Source organism: Microcoleus sp. S13_C5, assembly GCF_036700845.1.
GTDB lineage: Bacteria > Cyanobacteriota > Cyanobacteriia > Cyanobacteriales > Microcoleaceae > Microcoleus.
In genome coordinates this window covers 1-21,642 of record NZ_JAUBPR010000112.1, presented here as the reverse complement: position 1 = coordinate 21,642, position 21,642 = coordinate 1, and the positions used below count along the sequence as shown (strand labels likewise).

At 45.5% G+C, this 21,642-nt stretch carries 9 protein-coding genes and 1 pseudogene; 6 read left to right on the top strand and 4 right to left on the bottom strand.

What is annotated here, in order from left to right; translation table 11 throughout:
* Window positions 1–74: 74 nt before the first annotated feature.
* Window positions 75–1,425, bottom strand: a pseudogene (locus tag QUA04_RS23170) (IS5 family transposase); the annotation flags it as partial.
* A gap of 528 nt (window positions 1,426–1,953) precedes the next feature.
* Here QUA04_RS23170 and QUA04_RS23165 point away from each other — a divergent pair.
* From QUA04_RS23165 to QUA04_RS23145, 5 genes are all read left to right on the top strand, one after another.
* Window positions 1,954–5,595 (top strand): diguanylate cyclase domain-containing protein, encoded by a 3,642-nt coding sequence (locus QUA04_RS23165; protein WP_333261280.1) that lies wholly within the window; start codon window positions 1,954–1,956, stop codon window positions 5,593–5,595.
* 93 nt (window positions 5,596–5,688) lie between these two features.
* A complete protein-coding gene (sixA, locus tag QUA04_RS23160; protein WP_333261277.1) occupies window positions 5,689–6,183 on the top strand; it encodes a phosphohistidine phosphatase SixA in 495 nt (164 codons plus the stop codon).
* 235 nt (window positions 6,184–6,418) lie between these two features.
* Window positions 6,419–7,564: a citrate synthase gene (locus QUA04_RS23155; RefSeq protein ID WP_333261275.1), complete on the top strand. Its 1,146-nt coding sequence runs from the start codon at window positions 6,419–6,421 to the stop codon at window positions 7,562–7,564.
* A gap of 376 nt (window positions 7,565–7,940) precedes the next feature.
* Window positions 7,941–11,456, top strand: a complete 3,516-nt coding sequence (locus QUA04_RS23150; protein WP_333261272.1) for a sacsin N-terminal ATP-binding-like domain-containing protein — start codon at window positions 7,941–7,943, stop codon at window positions 11,454–11,456.
* Window positions 11,446–12,618 (top strand): hypothetical protein, encoded by a 1,173-nt coding sequence (locus QUA04_RS23145; RefSeq protein WP_333261269.1) that lies wholly within the window; start codon window positions 11,446–11,448, stop codon window positions 12,616–12,618. Before QUA04_RS23150 ends, QUA04_RS23145 begins: the two co-directional genes overlap by 11 nt.
* A gap of 121 nt (window positions 12,619–12,739) precedes the next feature.
* On the opposite strand, the gene argZ is transcribed toward QUA04_RS23145, so the two are convergent.
* The 3 genes from argZ to QUA04_RS23130 form a co-directional block, all read right to left on the bottom strand.
* Window positions 12,740–14,854, bottom strand: coding sequence for a bifunctional arginine dihydrolase/ornithine cyclodeaminase (gene argZ / locus QUA04_RS23140; RefSeq protein WP_333261267.1), 2,115 nt, complete (start codon window positions 14,852–14,854; stop codon window positions 12,740–12,742).
* A 377-nt stretch (window positions 14,855–15,231) separates the two neighbouring features.
* A complete protein-coding gene (locus QUA04_RS23135) occupies window positions 15,232–18,384 on the bottom strand; it encodes a PAS domain-containing protein (protein WP_333261263.1) in 3,153 nt (1,050 codons plus the stop codon).
* A gap of 577 nt (window positions 18,385–18,961) precedes the next feature.
* A complete protein-coding gene (locus QUA04_RS23130) occupies window positions 18,962–19,900 on the bottom strand; it encodes a glycosyltransferase (protein WP_333261260.1) in 939 nt (312 codons plus the stop codon).
* A gap of 310 nt (window positions 19,901–20,210) precedes the next feature.
* On the opposite strand from QUA04_RS23130, the gene QUA04_RS23125 reads away from it, so the two are divergent.
* A complete protein-coding gene (locus QUA04_RS23125; protein WP_333261258.1) occupies window positions 20,211–21,419 on the top strand; it encodes an argininosuccinate synthase in 1,209 nt (402 codons plus the stop codon).
* Window positions 21,420–21,642: the final 223 nt, after the last annotated feature.

Genomic DNA, 21,642 nt, shown 5'->3' with positions numbered 1-21,642 from the left:
CTTCTTTGAACACAACTTGATATTTTTTATTATATCATATTAGTTGTTTGTGTAATTAATTTTGTTTGACTACTTAGCAGGGCCGAAAGATTCATCACCAAAAAAGTTATGGCGATGGTGGTTTGAGAAGTATTAGAAAGTTTAGCCATCACTCTACCGAGGCTGAATCTTCTTTTAGGCAACTCCCAAATTTTCCCTCAATCGAGTTACGAATTCTCTCGTCTTCTAAAGCTTGTTTCTTCGTTGACTTACTAATATTTGTCGATGGTCTTCCTAAAGGGGGACCACTCATTCTAATTCCTCTTTCTTTGCACCAAGCTCGATTCTCGCGAGTTCGATAAATCCGATCTACATGAATTGATTCGGGATAGAATCCCGTGAACCGTTTAAATTCTTCTACTTGTTTTTTTAAGTCTACAGACTCGTTAAAATTATCCCAACTAATTCTGTCTAAAAACACGTATCCGTTACGACAACTGGCTGACAGCTTTGCCCCAAACTCAACGGATTTCCCGGCTTTCCCTCTGACGATAGGGCGGATGTGTGGTTGTGTTAAACTTACTATTCTGTCCTCAATACTATGTGTTTTATTTTCATACATCCATAACTGTTGACGGTAGACTTCTGTGACTACTAATAGCATTTTATAATAATATTTAGTCAGCCACGTTACCTCACCCATGACCGCGATATGAGCTAAATTTCTTTTAATATATTGAAGTTGTTTCTTAATCGCTTCTCTTCGCTTTTTTTGTGATGGTCTTCGTTTCTTTGCTACTGTCAAGTATTCTTTTCTAGCTAGGTTTCGATAAGTTCTTGGTTTTTTTTTAGTGGTGACTGAATTTGAGTGTGCAAAGCATCTATGATTGTTTCGGTTTGTTCCCTGGCTTGATTCAATATTCCTAAGTCGTTAGGATATTTAATGTCGGCTGGCGCGCAGGTTGCGTCTAATATTAATTTTCCTTGATTTTTCGGCTCGCTGATGTCCGATAACTTTTTATCGACTACTTTGCCTGGTGCTTCGGTCTGCTCTTTGACCATTTTTTCATTGATTTTATTGACTAGGTTGACACCTATTCTCTGTCGAAAATGAACCAACATTGATGAGTCGAAGGGTGCTTGGCTACTATAGCTGGTCATGCCTATAAAGTATTGTAAGTATGGGTTTTCTCGGATTTGTTCGATTGTTTCGCGATCGCTGGTTCCTAACCTTTCTTTAATAATTAATGCTCCCAATGCCATCCGAAAAGATTTCGCTGGAGCTCCCATATCTACGGAAAAGTTTTGAGCATATTCTGCTTCAAATGCTGACCACGGAATTAGTTTCGCCATGATTACCCAACGATTATCTTCTAACAATTGCCCCTCAAAAGGCAAGTCAAAGTTGGATGGCGGGTTTGGGGTTGGGTCAACTTTTCGGTACATTACGAAAGTGATGTTGTACTAGGCTTTGGACAGATTTTAGCTCATCAGCTTGCACACGCGGAGCGTTCAAACCAGTCAAAGTCTTTCTCTGTAAAGGTTTTAGGCTTTTTCGGCAAGCCCTACTTTATTTGCCTGGAATCTGCTGTATCTATCTAATTTACTAAATTTCAGAGCATAATCATTAATTTTTAGAAGTCTACAGGGTTAATTTTTTGATATTTACCTAAAAATCCTGCACAAACAATCACAAATACAAATTGTGATTGTTTGTGCAGGATTTTTCCGCTAACTTTTTAGAAAAAAGCGCCGTACAATAAGCCATATAGAGAAGGAAAAACATAAATTCTTGGCTAATCCGCCTAAAAGAATAAAATTATACCATTTCATAATTTTTATTATACAAACATAAAGTTTGGGTTTGGTTCCTAAACCAAACAAGCATTTGCTACAAGTTGAAACAAATTATTATATTTTTTTGTAGCGGGTTAGAATAGTAAAAAAATGCTTAACAAAAAAGGGAACACGGAGATGTCTACAAAACAGACTTTCTCTTGGTCATTAGAGAAAATTCTAGAAAAAATTTCAGAAATAGCACTTCAAATCAACGAGGTCGGTGATCTGGAGACAATTTTGCAATTTGCGGTAGAAGAAACCAGGGTGCTACTGCAAACCGATCGTGTGATTATTTATCGCTTCCTACCAAAGGGAAATGGTGTAGTATTTGCTGAATCGGTTGATGCCCTGTGGCCGCGAATCCTAGGAAAAAAGATTTATGATCCTTGCTTTGAAGCTACCTGGGTAGAGCGTTACAGCCAGGGACAAACGAGCAGCATTTGTGATATTCACAGCGGTCATCTTCAAGCTTGTGATGTCGAATTGCTCGATCGCATCCAAGTTCAAGCAAATTTAGTTGCGCCAATCTTGCTAGATGGCAAACAGCAGCCATCTCCGAAGCTTTGGGGACTGTTGATTGCTCATCAATGCCAAAGTCCGCGTCAGTGGGAACCTCTCGACGTTCAGATCGTGCAACAGGTTGCAATGCACATCGGGTTGAGGATGCGGCACTTGGAATCTCACCGCCCGGTGCAGTCGCCAAATCAACCGCCGGAACTCGAAACAGAACCGAATCCAACTGCCACCTATACAGAAAGCGCCCCCACAGTCAATCATCAAAATTGTATACAACCAGAGTTTGCCTGTTCCCTGAGCGGGGATATTGTGCACCTCAAAGCCTTTGACTGGTTGCAAAACCCGATCTGGATATTTGATATTGAGCATTGGCAAATCCGGTGGGCCAACCAAGCCTCCTTGTACCTGTGGAATGCTTCGATGCGGCAGCAACTCGCGAGCCACAACTTTAGGGATATGTTGTCAGAGTCTACTCGGATTCGCTTGCAGAGCTATCTGCAGCTGTTTGAGCAAGGCAAAACCTTGTCCGAGCAGTGGACGTTTTATCCGGGCGGTGAGCCTGTTTCTGTCGGCTGTCGGTGCTCTGCCATCAGGATTGATAGTGGGCGTTTGGCAATCTTGGTCGAGGGTAAGGTCGAAACCGCTCCTCAAATCGAACCAGAAACCCTGCGATCGATCGAGGCAATCCGACACACAACGCTCATGGTTTCGCTGTACACCCTCGAAGGTGTGCCGCTGCTACAAAACCCGGCCGCCTTGCGCTGTTATGGGGATGCGCTGCACGCTGGCTCTGCGACAGACAATGCTTTTGTGAGCCGCTTTGTTGACTCTCAGGTAGGAGAGCGAGCAATGGCAGTTCTTAAGTCCGGTGAGGTCTTTAGTGTTGAGGCTCAAGTTATTACTCTGGCGGGAATTCGCTGGCACGGGATGGACGTGCGGTGTACCAACGACCCGGTAACAGGCAACCCGATGTTGCTCGTGAACGAAAATGACATTACCGACCGCCAGCAGACAGAAACAGCCCTGCAAAAGAGTGAAACCCGGTTGTCAGAAGCCCAGCGGGTTGCCCACATCGGTAGCTGGGAATTTGACGTGATTGCCGGCAAAATTACCTGGTCTCCCGAACTATTCGAGATTTTGGGACGCGACAGCGCCCTAGGCGAACCTACCTATGAAGAAAACCTGCGGCTTTACCATCCCGAAAGTGCCAAACAGCTACACCTGGTAGTTCAACGAGCGCTCACTCACGGAGAGCCTTATCTATTGCGGCTCCGAGTCGTGCGCCCGAATGGTTCTATCCGCCATACCGAAGGCAGAGGACAGGCCCAACTCAATGCAGAGGGAAAAGTCATTCGGTTGTTTGGTACATGCCAAGACATTACGGATCTTGTCCAGGCAGAAACAGAACTCAGAGAATTGAGTACAGCTCTTGCTAATGCCGTTGAGGGCATCTCGCGGGTGGATGTTTTCGGACGATATGTCAGCGTTAATCAAGCCTACGGCAATATAGTGGGTTATCAACCTGAAGAAATGGTTGGTATGAATTGGCAGAAAACAGTTCATCCAGAAGATCTCGACATGATGAGGGTGGCTTATCAAAAAATGCTAGCCGAGGGCCGAGTGGAGGTTGAGGCCCGGGGTATCCGGAAAGATGGTTCGATTTTTTACAAGCAATGGGTGATGTTGGCAGCCTACGACTCGCAGGAGCGATCGATCGGGCATCACTGCTTTATGAAGGATATCAGCGATCGCAAGCAAGCAGAAGCATCATTACAGCAAGAGTTCCAGCGTCTGAGTATAGTGATTGCTACCCAACAGGAAATCGCCATCCGCAATCCCAATCTTGATGCAGTCATGGCGGTAATTGCAGAGAGGACTCAAGATTTGACCCGCGCCGATGGAGCAGTGATTGAAATCCTGGAAGGGGATGAATTGGTGTATCGGGCAGCCAGCGGTATCGCCACAGCCTATGTTGGATTACGGATCAAAGTAGGGACAAGTTTATCGGGAAAATGTATTGCGACTGGTCAAATCATGCTTTGCAACGATTCAGAAACCGATGCACGGGTGGAGCAGGCTGTCTGTCAGCGCATTGGTATCCGGTCACTGGTGGTTGTTCCCTTGTTCTATCAGGACGATCGGGTTGGTGTCTTAAAAGTTGTTTCAGCTACACCCTGTGCCTTTACAGAGTCAGATATTCATACCTTACAACTGATGGCCGGGTTTTTGGCGGGTAGCCTGCATCTGGCTTCAGAGTTTGATGCTAAAAACATTCTCCTGAGTCAATTACAGGAAAGTGAGGAACGGTATCGTTCTGTGATTGCGAGCATGACAGAAGGCGTCGTACTTCAGCTAGCAGACGGACAAATTACTACCTGTAATGCTAGTGCCGAAAGGATTCTAGGGCTGACCCCCGAACAAATGATGGGCGGTACATCCATAGATTTAGACTGGCGAACCGTTCGGGAAGATGGCTGTCCCTTCCCCAGCGAACAGCATCCGGCAATGATCACCCTCATGACGGGACAACCGCTATCAAATGTGGTGATGGGCATTCACAAATCGGATCAAACGCTGACTTGGATTTCGATTAATTCTCAACCGCTGTTCCATCTCAATCAGTCTCAACCCTATGCAGTAGTGACGACTTTTGCTGATATTACAGAACGCAAGCAGGCCGAGGAGATGCTCAGACACCGGGCGGAACAAGAAAGATTATTTGCTACGACAGATGGGTTAACACAAGTAGCAAACCGCCGCTTTTTTGATGAGCGATTGCAGTCGGAATGGCACCGACTGATGCAGCGGAAACAACAGCTTTCGTTGATTATGTTGGATGTAGATTATTTCAAGCGATATAACGATTGCTACGGACATCAAGCTGGGGATACTTGTTTGGTAAAAGTGGCTTCATCGGCTGCACAAGCGGTTAAATGTTCATCGGATCTGTTTGCACGTTACGGCGGCGAAGAATTCGCTGCTATCCTACCGAATACGGATGCTGCTGGCGCGATCGCGGTTGCTGAGTCGATGCGTCAGGCAATCCGAAATTTGGCAATCCCTCACGAGCAATCTAATGTGAGCTCGATCGTGACCGTTAGCATGGGAATTGCGACTGTGATTCCCTGCTTGGGAACATCACCGGATGAACTCGTTGCCGTCGCCGATCGAGCATTGTATGATGCGAAACGACAAGGGCGCGATCGCTACAGAAGCGCCAACCAGATGACGGCGCCAGATTTCAATGCAGTTGTAGAATAGGCAAAATATGTCGATCGCGCCAAACTTCACGCATAAGTTCGTAGGCGTAAGCCGGGGCGTAGCCATCGCAAAGCTATCAAAAGGACAGCGACAGTGCATTTATATTTGATCCGTCACGGTATCGCAGCCGACCCCGAAAAATATGATACAGATTTAGAACGCCCGCTGACTAAAGAGGGCGAGCGTAAAACCAGGAAAATTGCCCAACGGCTGTACGATCTCGAAATTCAGTTTGACTTGATTCTCACCAGCCCCCTACTGCGGGCGCAGCAAACCGCCCAAATCCTGCAAACCGTCGGTTTGAGTTCCAAAATAGAAGAATCCGCCGCCCTCGCACCTTCAGGAGACATCGGGAACTGGCTGGAGTGGTACAAACAGTGGCAGGAAATAGGTAGCGGTAGCTTGGCCCTGGTGGGCCACCAACCAGACTTAGGCCACTGGGCAGAAACTTTGGTTTGGGCTCGATCGCAAGATGCCCTCATTCTCAAAAAAGCAGGTATCATCGGCTTAATCCTCCCGGAAACCGGCTCCCCAGTGGGCCGCAGCCAAATGTTTTGGCTAACTGCGCCCAAGTTTTTACTGCCCTAGAAACAGCGAACCGCCCCGACATTAACAGGACGCGCCAGCCCTCTTAAACCCGCATTCTCGGACGGCGAAACCGGGTTTGAGGGGCGACAATACGCAGCGGTGCGATCGGGCCCGCGTGTTGAAAAACCCGGTTTCTGAACCGCAATTAAATGATTATTTGTCAATACTGTGACACTATCTTGGTTTCTGGTAATGTACTTTTATGTAGATTGAACTCACACAAAACGGTATCGCAATGGTCGTCGGCGAATTCAAACCAGGTTTAGAAGGTGTTCCCGCCACCTTGTCCAGCATTAGCTACGTCGATGGACAAAAAGGGTTGCTGGAATATCGCGGGATTAGCATCGAGGAACTGGCACTGAAAAGTTCCTTTCTTGAAACTTCATATTTATTGATCTGGGGTGTACTTCCGACAAAGGAAGAACTAGAAGCTTTCGAGCATGAAATTCGCTATCACCGCCGGATCAAATATCGCATCCGGGACATGATGAAATGCTTTCCTGAAAGAGGACATCCAATGGACGCCCTGCAAGCTTCAGCGGCCGCCCTGGGCTTGTTCTACTCCCGCAGAGCTCTGGCTAACCCAGCATACATTAGAGAAGCTGTAGTGCGGCTGCTAGCTAAGATTCCCACAATGGTAGCAGCGTTCCAGCAAATGCGACGGGGAAATGACCCGGTGCGGCCGAGGGATGACTTGAACTACTCGGCTAACTTTCTTTATATGCTCAACGAGCAAGAACCCGATCCGCTGTTAGCTAGCATTTTTGACACTTGTCTGACTCTCCACGCTGAACATACAATTAATGCCTCTACATTTTCGGCAATGGTAACAGCTTCGACGCTGACAGACCCTTACGGAGTGATTGCTTCAGCAGTTGGCACTTTGGCGGGGCCGCTGCACGGGGGAGCTAATGAAGAAGTGATTGATATGTTGGAGCAAATTGGTTCGGTAGAAAATGTGCGGCCTTTTGTCGAGAAGTGCGTTGCAAACAAGGACAAAATCATGGGCTTCGGTCACCGAGTTTACAAGGTGAAAGATCCGAGAGCAACTATTCTTCAGAGGTTAGCGGAACAGTTGTTTGAGAACTTCGGCCACGACGATTATTACGACATTGCTGTCAAGTTGGAAGAAGTGGTTGAAGAGAAATTGGGTCAGAAAGGAATTTATGCAAATGTAGATTTCTATTCTGGTCTGGTTTACCGAAAAATGGGAATTCCGCTGGACTTATTTACGCCAGTTTTTGCGATCGCCCGCGTTGCTGGCTGGTTGGCCCACTGGAAGGAACAGCTAGAGGCAAACCGCATTTACCGCCCGACTCAAATATATACGGGGACTCACGGTGCTCCTTATATTGCGATCGAGGACAGACTCCCATCCTAAAGCAACATGATCAACCCCGATCGCAAAATAGGGAGAATAATTGTTTTGCTTTCGTGAAGGGTTGAATTAAAAATTGCTTTCGCGTTGCGAGTCAGGAAGCAATCTCTGTCTGCCAAAAGCTGTCGTGCTGGGTTGCACCCCTCTTGTATGTTGTGCTGTTTGTTGGCGACAATAGTAACAAGTGACGATTTTCAGGAACTCCGGTCCTCAGGCTTGCGGGTCTGAGGTTTTTTATTGCAATATTACGAATAGCTTTCGGTAGGTTGCTGCGCGCGCACCCTACTTGTATTTACGCTTCGCTTGTATAGTATTAGATACAAAGTGAAGATGCGCGATCGCATTTAAATTCCTCCCGCTTTTAGTCGTCAGAACATCTATGTCTTACAGCAACAGCGAAATTGAGGGCAAGTCTTTCTACCAATCCGAACCCTTGATCGCCCGCTTGAGAGGGATTATCCGAGATTATCCCGAAGGCGTTGGCATTATCAAAGAGTTGATCCAAAATGCTGACGACGCTAAAGCAACGCGGGTAGAAATTACTCTTGATTGGCGCCACCATCCGGTCAAACAATTGCCTGACGATCGTATGGTAGTGCTAATGGGGCCGGCGATGTTAGTCTACAACGATCGCGTGTTTGCAGATAAAGATTTTGAGAGCATTCGCAGTCTGGGACAAAGCGAAAAAGCGCGAGATTTGCAGAAAACGGGTAGATTTGGCGTCGGGTTTAATGCAATATATCATGTTACAGATTATCCGAGTTTCGTATCGCGCGATCGCATCATCTTTTTTGACCCTCACGGTGCAGCTATTCCCGGCACTTCCCGACAAGAACCCGGACGCGAGTGGAATTTAGCAGACGCTAAATGGTACGAACAATATCCAAATTTTATGCAAGTCTACGCAGCGGGAGGATTGCCATTAGGAGATACAAATTTTCAAGGCACTTTGTTTCGCTTGCCATTGAGAACTGCAGAACACGCTAAAGATAGCGAAATTCGTAAACAAGCTTTTACCGAATCCAACGTCAAGGAACTACTAGACGAACTGAGTAATTCAGGTGAAGAACTGCTACTATTTCTGAAATCTGTTCAGGAAATTAGAGTTTACGAAATTCCCGCAAACAGTCAAGAAACTCGGCAAGAGATTCTGGCGATTGTTACCCAGAACCCGCAAGAAGTACGAGAAGCGCGGCAACAACTCCTCGATGCAATTCCCAAGACAGCAGACAAATTGCTGGAATTGTGCCACAATAATCCAGCCGGTTTAATATCAGTTTCTTACCGCCACGAGATAGAAACGATTAGCGGGAATCGGAATACCAAATCAACTTGGAGAACAGTAAGTTTAATTCGCACAGATGAAGGCGGCGAGTTGGCAAAAGTCATAAAAGCAATGTACGAAAGCCAAGAAAAAGTCTTGCCTTGGGCGGGCGCTGCTGCTAGGATTAATGCTGTTAGTACCGAGGAAAATCCTCAACCTGTGGGCGGGAAAGTTTACTGTTTTTTGCCACTTCCTCTAGAAACAGGGCTGCCCGTTCACATCAACGGTTTTTTTAATTTAAATAGTTCGCGGGACAACCTCAGCAGCGACAGCGGACAAACTGGAAAAGACCGACCGAGATCTATTTGGAACCAACTACTGGCGCAGCACGTTTTGTCTCACGCTTATGCTAACTTAATTGTTGATTTAGTGCAAGATATTGGCAGGTATCAGACAGAGGAATTTTATAAATTTTGGCCTGTTAGCAAAATTACTGTCAGCAAAGCTCTCGAAGAACTGCACCGCTTTGTAATCGAGTTATTATATCAAAGAAAAGTTGTGCGATCCGCTGTAGAACACGCTGTAACTGAACGTGTATTCACCGTGGTAGTGATGTCGCAAACAAGATGGGTGACGCCTCCGACAATCAGAAATCTACCTTCTAAAAAATTGTGGGACGAATTATTAGAACCGCTGCGCGCCGACAAAATCGACATTCCTGAACCGCCATTGCCAGAGTCAATTTTGGTAGTATTCAAAGATTCAGGTTTGCCCTTAGAAACATTTAGTGCGGCGGACTTGCGAAAGCACTTAACCGAAAATAAAGAGTTAGGTGTGCCTTTGCAAAATGCACCCAAACCCAGCTTGCAAAATAGACAGTGGATTGCGAATATGTTGCGTTATTGCATCAGCGACAATCACCGAAATTTGCGCGGTTTGCCGTTAGCTATTCTCGCTAATAATACTTTACAAGTATTTGGTTACAATCCGATAGGAACTATTTACATTTCAGAGTATACACCAAGGCAGATATTTGCTAATCATCTAGAATGGTTTTTGCACGGAGATTTAACCAATGTATTGCCTCCACATAACATGATTGGCGTTTCAGAGATGAATGCCACAGAAGTAGCGAGAAAATTGGTTCACGTAATTGGTTCAAGGCAGTCAGAATGTGATTGGCAAGCTGATGGATCACATCCACCGAATGCAGAGTGGTTAACTCTCGTATACAATTATTTTTTCAATATCTCGCCCAGATATCTGTCGCGAGAAACAGTTGATGAATTGAAGAGAGTTCCGCTGGTTCCTGGAAATGATGGTAAGCTTTACAAAGGAGGAAAACTTGATACTCCTTTGTTGTGCGGCGATAATATTGCAGGGGAAATGATTGAAGCTTTACAGTATTTTGGGGTGACGCTTGTCAAAGCACCGGTAAAACTTGAAAGTGCGATCGCACAATTTGCCCAACGACACAAAAATCAGTTAATCTCGTTTGTTGTTGGCCCAGATGTACTAGATACAGTATCTTCGCGCTACGCCCGAGGTTTGCCACCCTACCACCAAAAGCATTATACATCTCTCCTCAATTTCCTGGCAAATTCAGATCCAATAGATTACAACCAAGATAGCCTCAACAAGCTGCGTCAACTTCCCATTTACCCCACAACTTCCAACGAAATAGTTTCCCTCAACGATGAAAATGTCTACCTTCCTGGCGGCGGATACGAACCGCCAGAAATTGCAGGTACGTTGAGGCTTTTACGCCTAGAAAAAAATCGGGAATGGCTGCGGCTATTCCAAGTTTTGCAAGTTCCGGTACTGAATCGCGCTAGACTAATTCGCGAGTGCTTGTTGCCTGAGTATGCGTCATTTGCCCCGGAAGAACAATTAATGGCGCTAGCGTGGATTCGAGATCATCTGAGTGAAGCTTGCAAAGAACTAGAAAAGGGAGGAGAGGATGCTTCCTCATTCAAGGAAGAGCTTAAAAAGGCGCGTTTGGTACGCTGTAGCGATCGCAGATTACGCTCTGCCGAATTAATTTACACTCCTGAAAATCAAGTAATCCGCAACATTCTAGGAAATTTAGCAGCTATTCCAGACATGGAATTTTACTCGCAGGATGAGCTACTCTGGCTCGATTTTTTCGAGAGTTTGGGTATGCGAAGAACCTTGAGTGCAGATGACATTGTAGCTTGTGTTGACCATCTAATTCAAACCGCAAATCGTTCAGGTGCAGGTGCAGTAACCGATGCTTGCATTGCTGTTTTTAACTACATCGTTGATAATGATAATTGGGATGAACTAAAACATACGAAAATTGCCAATACCAACAAAACACTGGCTGAAACACTCGCAGATAAGCCTTGGCTTCCTGTCGAGCAAAATCCTCAAACGTTAAGCCAATATCCCGGCGCGGCGATACCTGAACCGAGGCTGTATCGCGCTAAAGATGTCTGTTTCATTCAAGATGTTCGCTTAGTTGCTAGCCAAAAATTTTTATTTGCACGCCCTCAGCGCGACTTGCTGAAGCCGGAAATCAGAACTGCACTTGGTTTTGAGCCTGTAGATACAAGTACAGTTATCGACCACTTTGATACACTAATCAAAACTTGGGAAAATGACAGTTGAAATCACGACACCCGACGATCTAAACGCACATTTACAATCAGTAAAGGCAATTTACAAGTATCTCGATGATACTTTCATCAAAGGCAGTATTTCCAGCGAACAACGCCAGCAAATTCAAAAGCGCTTTGCTCACCGTCAATGTCTGTGGGATGAGTCTAGGGGTAAGTTTTGGCTGCCAAAATACGCTTTTTTGGATGACGTGCCTTTTTTCGGCAACCGCCGCACAACTATAGCGGTTTCTAATCCATTTTCCGAAGTCTATCAGCTTTTAGGACAAGGGATATCGCCTGTTGTGCAAGATTACCTAGATTTTCTCGAAGAATTAGCAGCAGAGTACAGCAACACACCTTTAAACGAAGCAGATAAAAACTATGTGATCGAGGTCATCGGCCGTCTAGAATCTCAACAGTCATTAGAAGGCTGCACAGTTCAAAACCCACCGATACTTACTGCTAACATCACACTTGCTCCCGCCTGTCAAGTTCTCATCCCGGACGCCCCTTGGCGCCAAGATTACATTGATCCCAACCAGATACTGCACCACCAAATCTCCCCCAAGTTTGCCAAAGCTGCGGGAAGTCTTTCTTTATTAAAAGATGTGATTGAACGTCCGACGACGGTCAAAAATGCCCTAAATGCTAAAAGTAATGATTGGTGTCGAGAATGGCAAAATACGCTAAATTCCCCAGAATTTATATCGGGTTTAAAGCGGCTGATTTTCCACGAGCGCGACTCTGAACCAATCCTCGATATCATCTGGATTGCAAAGGCTAAAGTTTCGCCAGCTAGCCAAATTCATGTAGATTTATTCTGGAAGGGTGAAACCCAAATCGCGGCATCTATACCGGGGACTCAATACTTTGATGAGTTGAATAAAATATTTCATATTATCAGTAGCAGTAGCAGATACATTATGCTCTGCTATTTAGCAGAGAGTATTAATGCTCGACTCGGCGAATATGCAGTGCAAAATCTGCTGCCGCTGGCAAGCATTCTGGATGCTGAGCCGAACAATATTAATGCTTTGCTAAATGAGTTGCGAATTAGGTCTTTACCGGGCGATTTGTCTCCCGTCACCGCTCCTAATTTAGAAATTACATTCTCTGCAGGAGAAAAGGGCGATCGAAAGGGAGATAGCTCAATTTATTGGGGCGCATTTTGAGCGATGATAATGAGCATTATTATCGGCTCTGTAAGGTACGCAATGCGTACCCTACCAGCCTCTATTCTTCAGTCCGCGCAAGCTGACTTCGTTTGTGTAGACGCGGTTTCAACCGCCGACTCTAAACAGATTGAGTTACATGATGGCGACTGGTCAATTTATCCAATTGATTGACCAACAAACTGAGGAACAATCCCACATCGGTAACAACTCCAATAGACTCGATCGAACCCCGATCGCTCAATTTCGTCACCACCGCCGGATTAATGTCCACACAGACCATCTTCACACCAGCCGGCGTCATATTTCCCACACCAATTGAGTGCAGCATAGACGACAGCATTAACACCATATCCGCACCGCGTAACAGCTCAGTATATTCTTCTTGAGCCTTAACTAAATCCATTTGCGTGTCGGGAAGCGGGCCGTCATCCCGGATCGAACCTGCAAGAGAAAACGGTATATTGTTCTTTACGCACTCATACATCACACCGTTAGTAACCAAGCCTGCTTCAACAGCTTTTGCAATACTCCCGTAACGTCGCACAGTGTTAATTATTTTCAAGTGGTGTCGGTGTCCGCCGCGCACAGCAATACCGCGTTTCATGTCAACCCCTAAAGAGGTTCCCATATTCGATTGTTCCATGTCGTGAACTGCGATCGCATTGCCACCCAACAACGCTTGCACGTAACCTTCACGAATTAAGTGCGCTAAATGTTCGCCACCGCCAGTGTGGATAACAACAGGCCCCGCCGTAACTACAACTTTGCCACCGCGATCGCGAATTTGGCGCAATTCCCACGCTACTTGTTCCACCACCAATTCTACGCGGCGCTCGCTAGAAACGCTGCCCGACATAAAGCTGAATTCTTGAGAATTGCGCTGTTCCCGCGATTCTGTTTTGCGGATGGTGCGGATACCCACTACATCTACAACGACTTTTTCTCCTACTTTTAAATCTCGCAGTAATTTGCATTTAGCGACTGGGCCGTCGGCAGTTTCAGTAATAGCAACTGCACCGTCCATCCGCTGATTTTGCACTTTCACCCACTGGTTATTTACCCGCACTTCCGTGGGATAAATCGTACTCACATAAAAGTCGTCCGGCCCGACGCCATCTTGCACTACCGGCTCTAAAATAGCGTCGCAAATCTCTTGCGGCGGGGGTACTGCACCCAAGTCAATCAGCAGTCCCATGATTTCTTCCATCACATCGTGGGAAGGAGCCGAAACTTTAACGTCCGCAGATGATGTGCTTTGCCGCTGCTCTCCTAAATTGAAATTGAGCACTTGGAAACTGCCACCGTTTTCGATAATTAAGTCTAAAGCGCGGCTGATTAAACCCGCATCGAGCAAGTGACCTTCCATGCGAATTGTGCGGCTTTCTACCATCACGTTTGCCGATCGATCTTCTTGCACCGGTTCAGTTACCCGTAGCGTCAAACACTTACAGGCGCCGCCCGCTTTCAGAAATTCGCTCATCGGCGTTTCAATTACTTGAAAACCGGCCTGAGTAATGCGCGTTTTCAAGGCTTCGCTAACCTTGTTCATTACCACAACTTTGTCAATATTGACGGCATTGCAGGCAAAATTTGCGGCATCGGCTTCTTCAATAGCAATGCGTTTTTCCGGCGCAACTCGCATTTCAATTAAGCGGTTGGAGTAGGAGTCAAATGCTGCTGGATAGTAGAGCAAATAGCCGCCTGTCAGGGGGCAAAAACAGGTGTCTAGGTGATAGAAACGTTCGTCAACTAAACGCAGCGAAAGCACTTCAATGTTGAGCCATTTTGCTAGTAACGGGTGCGAGTCGAGTTCGGAACGGAAGCCGTATCCCGCCCACAACCAGCGTCCTTCGCGATCGAGCAAAGCATCGCCAGCGCCCTCAAACGGCAAATCTTTCGGGAGTTCGTGTACGGTGAAACCTTTGCTTTCAAACCATGCTTTGAAATAGGGCTCTTCGCCTTGACGTTCTTTGTGATAGAAACGGCTGAGGACGAAGGTATTGCCTAACAGTAAGCCTGCGTTGGCGGTGAACACCATATCCGGCCAGCCTTTTGCCGGCGGTACCAGGTCTACCACCGCGTTGTCTTTGAGGACGTGGTAGAGTTTTTCCCACTGTTCGACGGCGCGATCGCGCGATGATTTGTGGACATTTCCCTCCATCCACGGATTAATCACGTAATCCACATCGTAGTGGTCGGGAGCACACATGAGGAAGCGAATTGAGTCAGTCATAATGCAGTTAAAATGTGGTAGACGCTACAGCAGACGTATGTTGACAGAGTTTGTATAATAGCAACTGTAATATTCACTACTAATTTTAGCAGCGCAACGTCTGGAGCCTCAAAAGGGTAACTTTTTATTATATCATGTTTAGGATGAGATTACACTAAATGACAGACTGTTCGCAGGAAATACTGGAGAAAATGTCAGGTTATGACGCACTCTAAAATAGGTTCTGATAGACGATTAATATGATCTCCGTTGAATTGCCTCCAGTCTTACGGTCGGGGCGGGTTTAGGCTCATCTCAGGCTTATATTATAGATTGTTGGTGCACCGGCCCCTACAAGAATTATGGTTAATTTACCGGGCTTGATATAACAGCTTATCCTAACTTTTAACTTCCAACTTTTGCGAAATCGGCAGTTCGATCGCAAATTCTGTTCCCCGGCCAACTTCTGAATGACACTCCAACTTACCGCCGTGGGTGTCTTTCACAATTTGGTAACTAATAGACAATCCCAAACCAGTGCCACTGCCGATCGGTTTGGTAGTAAAAAACGGGTCAAACATCCTTGACTGAACTTCAGGACGGATACCGGGCCCGCTGTCAGAAATCCGCACACACACTTGATTTTCGCTGCTGAGTTCAGTAACAATGCGAATCTGGTTAACTTTGCAAGTACAGTTTGCTGATGACTCTTCCATAGCATCGATCGCATTCACCAGCAAATTCATAAATACCTGGTTTAATTGAGCCGGATAACACTCGACTTTGGGCAGGTTCCCGTAATTTTTAATAACTTGAATTTCCGGACGTTTTGGCTGTGACTGGAATCGGTGCTGCAAAATCACCAAAGTGCTCTCTATCCCTTCATGAATGTCTATTACTTTGCACTCTGTTTCGTCAAGTCTCGAAAAGTTTCTCAAAGACAGCACTATCTGCTTAATCCGGTTAGCACCTTCTTGCATTGAAGCCATGATTTTCGGGAAATCGTCAGCAATAAAATCTACCTCGACTTCTGCCAATTCTTGGGCTATTTCTGGAACTGGTTCGGGATAGTATTGCTGGTAGAGCTGGATCAATTTTACCAAATCGCGAGCGTGCTGCGCGGCGGGAACAATATTGCCGTAGATGAAGCTGATGGGGTTATTAATTTCATGGGCTACTCCCGCTACCATTTGCCCGATAGTTGACATTTTTTCGGCTTGAATGAGCTGGGATTGAGCATTTTTTAAGTCTTCCAGAGTTTGTTCTAACTGTTGTGCTTTTTCTCGTTCTCGCTGTTCGCTAAATTGCAACTCTACTTCGGCTTGTTTGCGATCACTAATATCAATATGCGTGCCCGTCATCCGCAAAGGATTTCCCGAAGCGTCGCGTTCCATCACCTTCGCTTGAGCCAAAATCCACTTCCAGTCGCCGGATTTTGTCAGCATCCGAAATTCCTTTTCGTAAGTGGGCTCTTTGCCTTCTAAGTGGGCATTTACCGCTGCTGTAACCGAACCGAAATCCTCTGGATGTACCAGTTTTTCCCACGATGCGGAACTATTTTCTACCTCCTCTGCTTCATATCCCAGCATCGTTTTCCACCGCGAATTAAAATAGACTTCTCCCGTGGCAAGATTCCAATCCCACAAGCCCATCGCACTGCCTTCAAATGCCAGATAAAAACGTTCTTCGCTAATTTGCAAAGCTGCTTCGGCTTGTTTTCGATCGCTAATATCCATCACTGTTCCCAACAGTTTGATTACTTCCCCAGTTTCGCTAAAAACAGCTTCTCCCCTGCCTTCGACGTATATAATTTGACCGCTAGGATGCAAAAATCGGAACTCTCTTTTGTAGGAAATGCCTTGTGAGATAGTCAGGCTGACTGTTTGTTGAAATAATTCTCTGTCGTCGGGATGACACATCTTTAAAAGTTTGGCAGATGTCGGTTCAGTGGCGCTTGAGTCAAGACCAAAAATGCGGAATACTTCTTCTGACCAAGTAATTTTATTTGTGACTAAATCAAATTCCCAACTGCCGATATGGGCAATTTTCTGGGCTGCTGCTAGACTAGCTTCGCTCTGCTGAAGTTTAAGTCGCTGTTGTTTATCTTGTTCGAGAAGATTTGCTTGAGCGATCGCAATTCCCATCTGTGCCGCCACAGCGCTCAATAATCTGATCTCATCCTGCGTCCAGTGGCGGGGGCGATCGTACTGATGCAAGCATATCATTCCGTTGGCTTTTCCCTGATAGGAAGTGCGGATGGATATCATCGACTTCAAACCTATTTGACAGCACAAATGTCGGACGTTTTCGAGCAGCGGTTCGGAAAAAACATCGTTATAAACTACAGCTTGATCTTGGGACAACAAAAACTGAACGTGAGGATTGCCCTGTATGGGAATTTCTAAATCTAAAAGCGATTTTGAGGCGACTTTTCTGTACTCTGCAACATTAATAATTTTGGAAATTGGGTGTTCTGTGTAGGTGTGAATCAAGCAGCAATCGGCATTAAAAATTCTGCCTATTTGGGCCGCGGCTGTTTGAAAAACTTGATCGGGATTTAAGCTGTAGCGAATTTCGAGAGTAATTGTTTCTAACAGAAATCTTTGTTTGATTTGCCGTTCCAAAGCAGATAAAGCTGTTTTAAGTTCGAGTTCTGCTTGTTTGCGATCGCTAATTTCAGTGGCCGTTCCCAAAATTTTCCACGGTTTGTCGTCGGCTGTTCTGGCAAACACTGTATCCACGCTAACAAACCAGCGATATTCACCATTTTTATGCTGAATTCGGTACTCAAACTCAAAGCTTTCACCGTCTTTTGCTGCCTCAATCCTGCTCAGGTGTTCTGAGAATCCTGGCAAATCGTCAGCGTGTATTAAGTTAGGAAGAAATCCTCCTGCCATTTGCTGGATTTCTTCAAAAGAATAGCCAATATCGCTATAGATTTCGCGGTTGATATACAGAGTTCGCTGTTCAATCAAATCGGAAACGTACAAAAGATTAGGATGTGTTTGAATTACTGCCGACAGCCAGCGTTGGCTGTCTCGGAGTTCTGCTTCGATCCGCTTGCGTTCTTCTATTTCTGCTTGCAGCCGCGCATTTTGTGCTAAAATTTGTTTATAAAGACGGCTCAGAAGCAGTTGATTTTCGACGCGACTCACCACTTCTTCTGTTTGAAATGGTTTACTAATGTAGTCTGCCGCGCCCACCGAAAAAGCTTTGACTTTATCAAAAACTTCATTTAAAGAGCTAATAAAAATCACAGGAATATCTTTGGTTTGCGGACAAGCTTTTAGCTGTTCGCAGACTTGATAGCCATCCATACCGGGCATCATGATGTCGAGCAAAATCAAGTCTGGTGGACTCGACATAGCAAAGTTAAGAGCCAATTTGCCATCTCGTGTCGGTCGCACTTTATATCCCCGCTTAGACAAAAGCCGGGATATAAGTCGCAAGCTGTCTGGATGGTCGTCCACGATTAAAATATTTTCTTGTAAGACAGTGTTTTGAAGTCTAAGTGTTTCTAGTCTTGGATTTTTATTGTCAGTTGTATTCACAGCAGACCCTCAAACTATTCAAGTTGTATATGTGGGAATATTTTTAAAGTCATTAACCGCTTGTAGCTAATACTCTCCGATAAACCAGCACAACTATTGGCTCTCTAGCACACTCCTAAATTATCTGTCATTATATCAAAAATAATGCTTGTTTGAAAATGTTGGTCGCTCAAATTATCGAAACCGAGTGATAAAACAGCCTAGATTGCTCAAATCACAGGCTAAACAAGCAATTTTGATTAAAGGTAAAACTTTTACTTTTACAATTTTTATAACCCGGTTTTGCCTCCCTTTACCGGGTGGATCTGTATTATGTTTTGTCAGTAGATATCCACACTCGAAAGGTTAATTAAAACAGCCAGGAACATGGGTGTCAACTTAAGACTCAAATTCTTTGTTTTTCGGCTTTATATCCAAGTCCTGAGTTCCCTAAATTCCCATTCTTAAGCAGCGCTAGGGCAGTGTAGGCATAATTATCAAACAGTATACCGTTACTAATTATGAGCTTAAGTTGACACCAATGGGCCATGAAAAACTCCTACAATATCTTATATTTTATTTGCGCGGTGGGGCTGATTTATGGTATCTTTGTCTCGGTCTGCAACTCCCCGCAAGCGGCGTACACGGCTTTCACGTTATACCAATTCAGAAAAATCCGAGCAATTTCTAAAGCTAGCTGCGGCTTGCCTTGGTTAATCAACCACTGCAAAAAAGGAGTCATCGTTCGCTCGTTAAGCATCCCACCTAATGATAAAACTCCCCACAGGATTTGGTGCAAAAAAGTCATTTGAATCATCATTCGTACTTCCCAACTAGGGTGCTTTTGATAAAATAAAACTCCCATTCTCCCGCGCTGAATTTCGCGGTCAATCATGCCAGGAATTTGCTCTAAACTAAAAGGTGGATGCCAGTGATACCCGACAGCAGCCGGACATTTAATTAGTTTCAGACCTAATTTTTTCAACCTAACTCCCAACTCTAGATCTTCCCATCCGTACAGTTGAAAGCGAGTGTCAAACAGTCCAGCAGCCAGCAGCCAGTGGCGGGCGATCGCCACATTTCCCGTAGCAAAATAAGCCGCCGAAAAATCGGTGATTTTGTAAGGTTCCGAGGTAGGATTGTCGAAATTGCAAGTATTAATCACGCTGCCGTAAGTAAAAACAGCATCAGTATCTTTGTAACCCTGTAGTAAAGCATCGGCGTGTGCTTGCAAAAAATGCTGTGTTACCACCAAATCGCTGTCAATAAAAATAATCGTATCGCCCTTAGCATCTTCAACGCCCAAATTCCGCGCCGCCGCCGGGCCCTGGTGAGATTGACAAATCGATCGCACATGAGGCAATAAGTCGGCATCTGCGGCCAACCACTCCAGCGTCCCGTCCGTCGAACCGTCGTCCACGACAATTATTTCATACTCTCTGACAATCTCACCGAACTGCTGATTTTCCAAAGCCAGTAGACATTTGGCCAAAATCGGTTTACGATTATACGTCGGAATCACAACACTAAAAAACACGGTTTTTCCCCATCGCCACAGTTACCGTATCCCACGGTAGCAGATTTTTCGCAGCAACTCCCCCGCCAAATAGCCAAGTTTAGCAAAAAAATAATATATAAATCTGTACTATTTCTGACAAGAATCGATCTCAATTAGGTGCATAATGAAAAGTCGGTTAAACCTCACATTAGGCACCATTCTCAAGAACAGGCTTTTAGGCCTGTTCCACAAAAATGATATTTTTTTCTGGGGTGGGCCGGAGAGCCCGCCCTGAAAAGCTTAGTGACAAGGGTGCAAGATGTCAGTTAAATTCAGGATGTAAATAGCAATGAGTCGCGCTAAAAAAGTTGTGCTAGCATATTCGGGCGGAGTCGATACCTCCGTCTGCATTCCTTACCTCAAAAACGAGTGGGGTGTGGAAGAGGTAATTACTCTGGCTGCGGATTTGGGACAGGGAGACGAATTAGAACCGATCCGCAAAAAAGCTTTAGCATCCGGTGCTTCGGAATCTTTAGTTATTGATGCTACCGAAGAATTTGTCAAAGACTATGCGTTTCCAGCGATTCAAGCTAACGCACTTTACGAAAACCGTTATCCCCTTTCGACTGCCCTGGCTCGCCCGCTGATTGCTAAATTGTTAGTAGAAGCTGCGGAAAAATACGGTGCAGATGCGATCGCCCATGGTTGCACAGGTAAAGGAAACGATCAAGTGCGGTTCGATGTCTCGATCGGCGCGCTCAACCCCAAGATTAAAATCTTAGCACCAGCGCGGGAGTGGAAAATGAGCCGCGAGGAAACGATCGCATACGGCGAGAAATGCGGTATTCCCTCGCCAGTGAAAAAGTCTTCGCCTTACAGTATCGATCGCAACTTATTGGGCATGGCAATTGAAGCCGGAATCCTCGAAGATCCTTGGGCGGAACCGCCAGAGGAAGTTTATTTGATGACAAAGGCGATCGAGCAAACTCCCGACACACCCGAATACATAGAAATCGGTTTCGATTGCGGAAATCCTGTCAGTTTAAACGGCAAAAATTTATCACCAGTCGCCTTAATTTCCCAGCTAAACGAAATAGTTGGAAACCACGGAGTCGGCCGGATTGACATGATTGAAAACCGCCTCGTCGGGATTAAATCGCGGGAAATTTACGAAACACCAGCGATTTTAGTTTTGATGCACGCGCACCGAGACTTAGAAAGTTTGACACTGACAGCAGATGTGACGCGGTACAAGCGAGGCATCGAAGAAACCTACAGCCAAATGATTTATAACGGTCTTTGGTACAATCCTTTGAAAACAGCTTTAGACGCATTTATTCAGGACACGCAAAAGCGAGTAACTGGAACCGTGCGGCTCAAACTATTCAAAGGAAATGCGACTATTGTTGGCCGCAAATCAGACAATTCTCTGTACAGTTTCGACTTAGCAACCTACGGCGCAGAGGACGAATTCGATCACAAAGCTGCCGAAGGATTTGTCTATGTTTGGGGACTGCCAACCCGCATTTGGTCGGAGAAAAATAGAGGTTATAAATAGGAGCAAATTAGGGTTAAAAACCTGATGTTAAGCCACCCAATCGAATTCGGATTAACAATTCGATGTTAACCCGCCGAATCGAATTGGGGGCTACACAAGCAAAGTTCGCCTTCGCGGAATTAAGAGTAGGGTGTGCCCAGCACACCTTACAGCACTTCCGGATGTTATGAGGTACAGTAGCAGCAATTAGTAAACCAGTTTTTGAGATGTTTCGGATTAATTA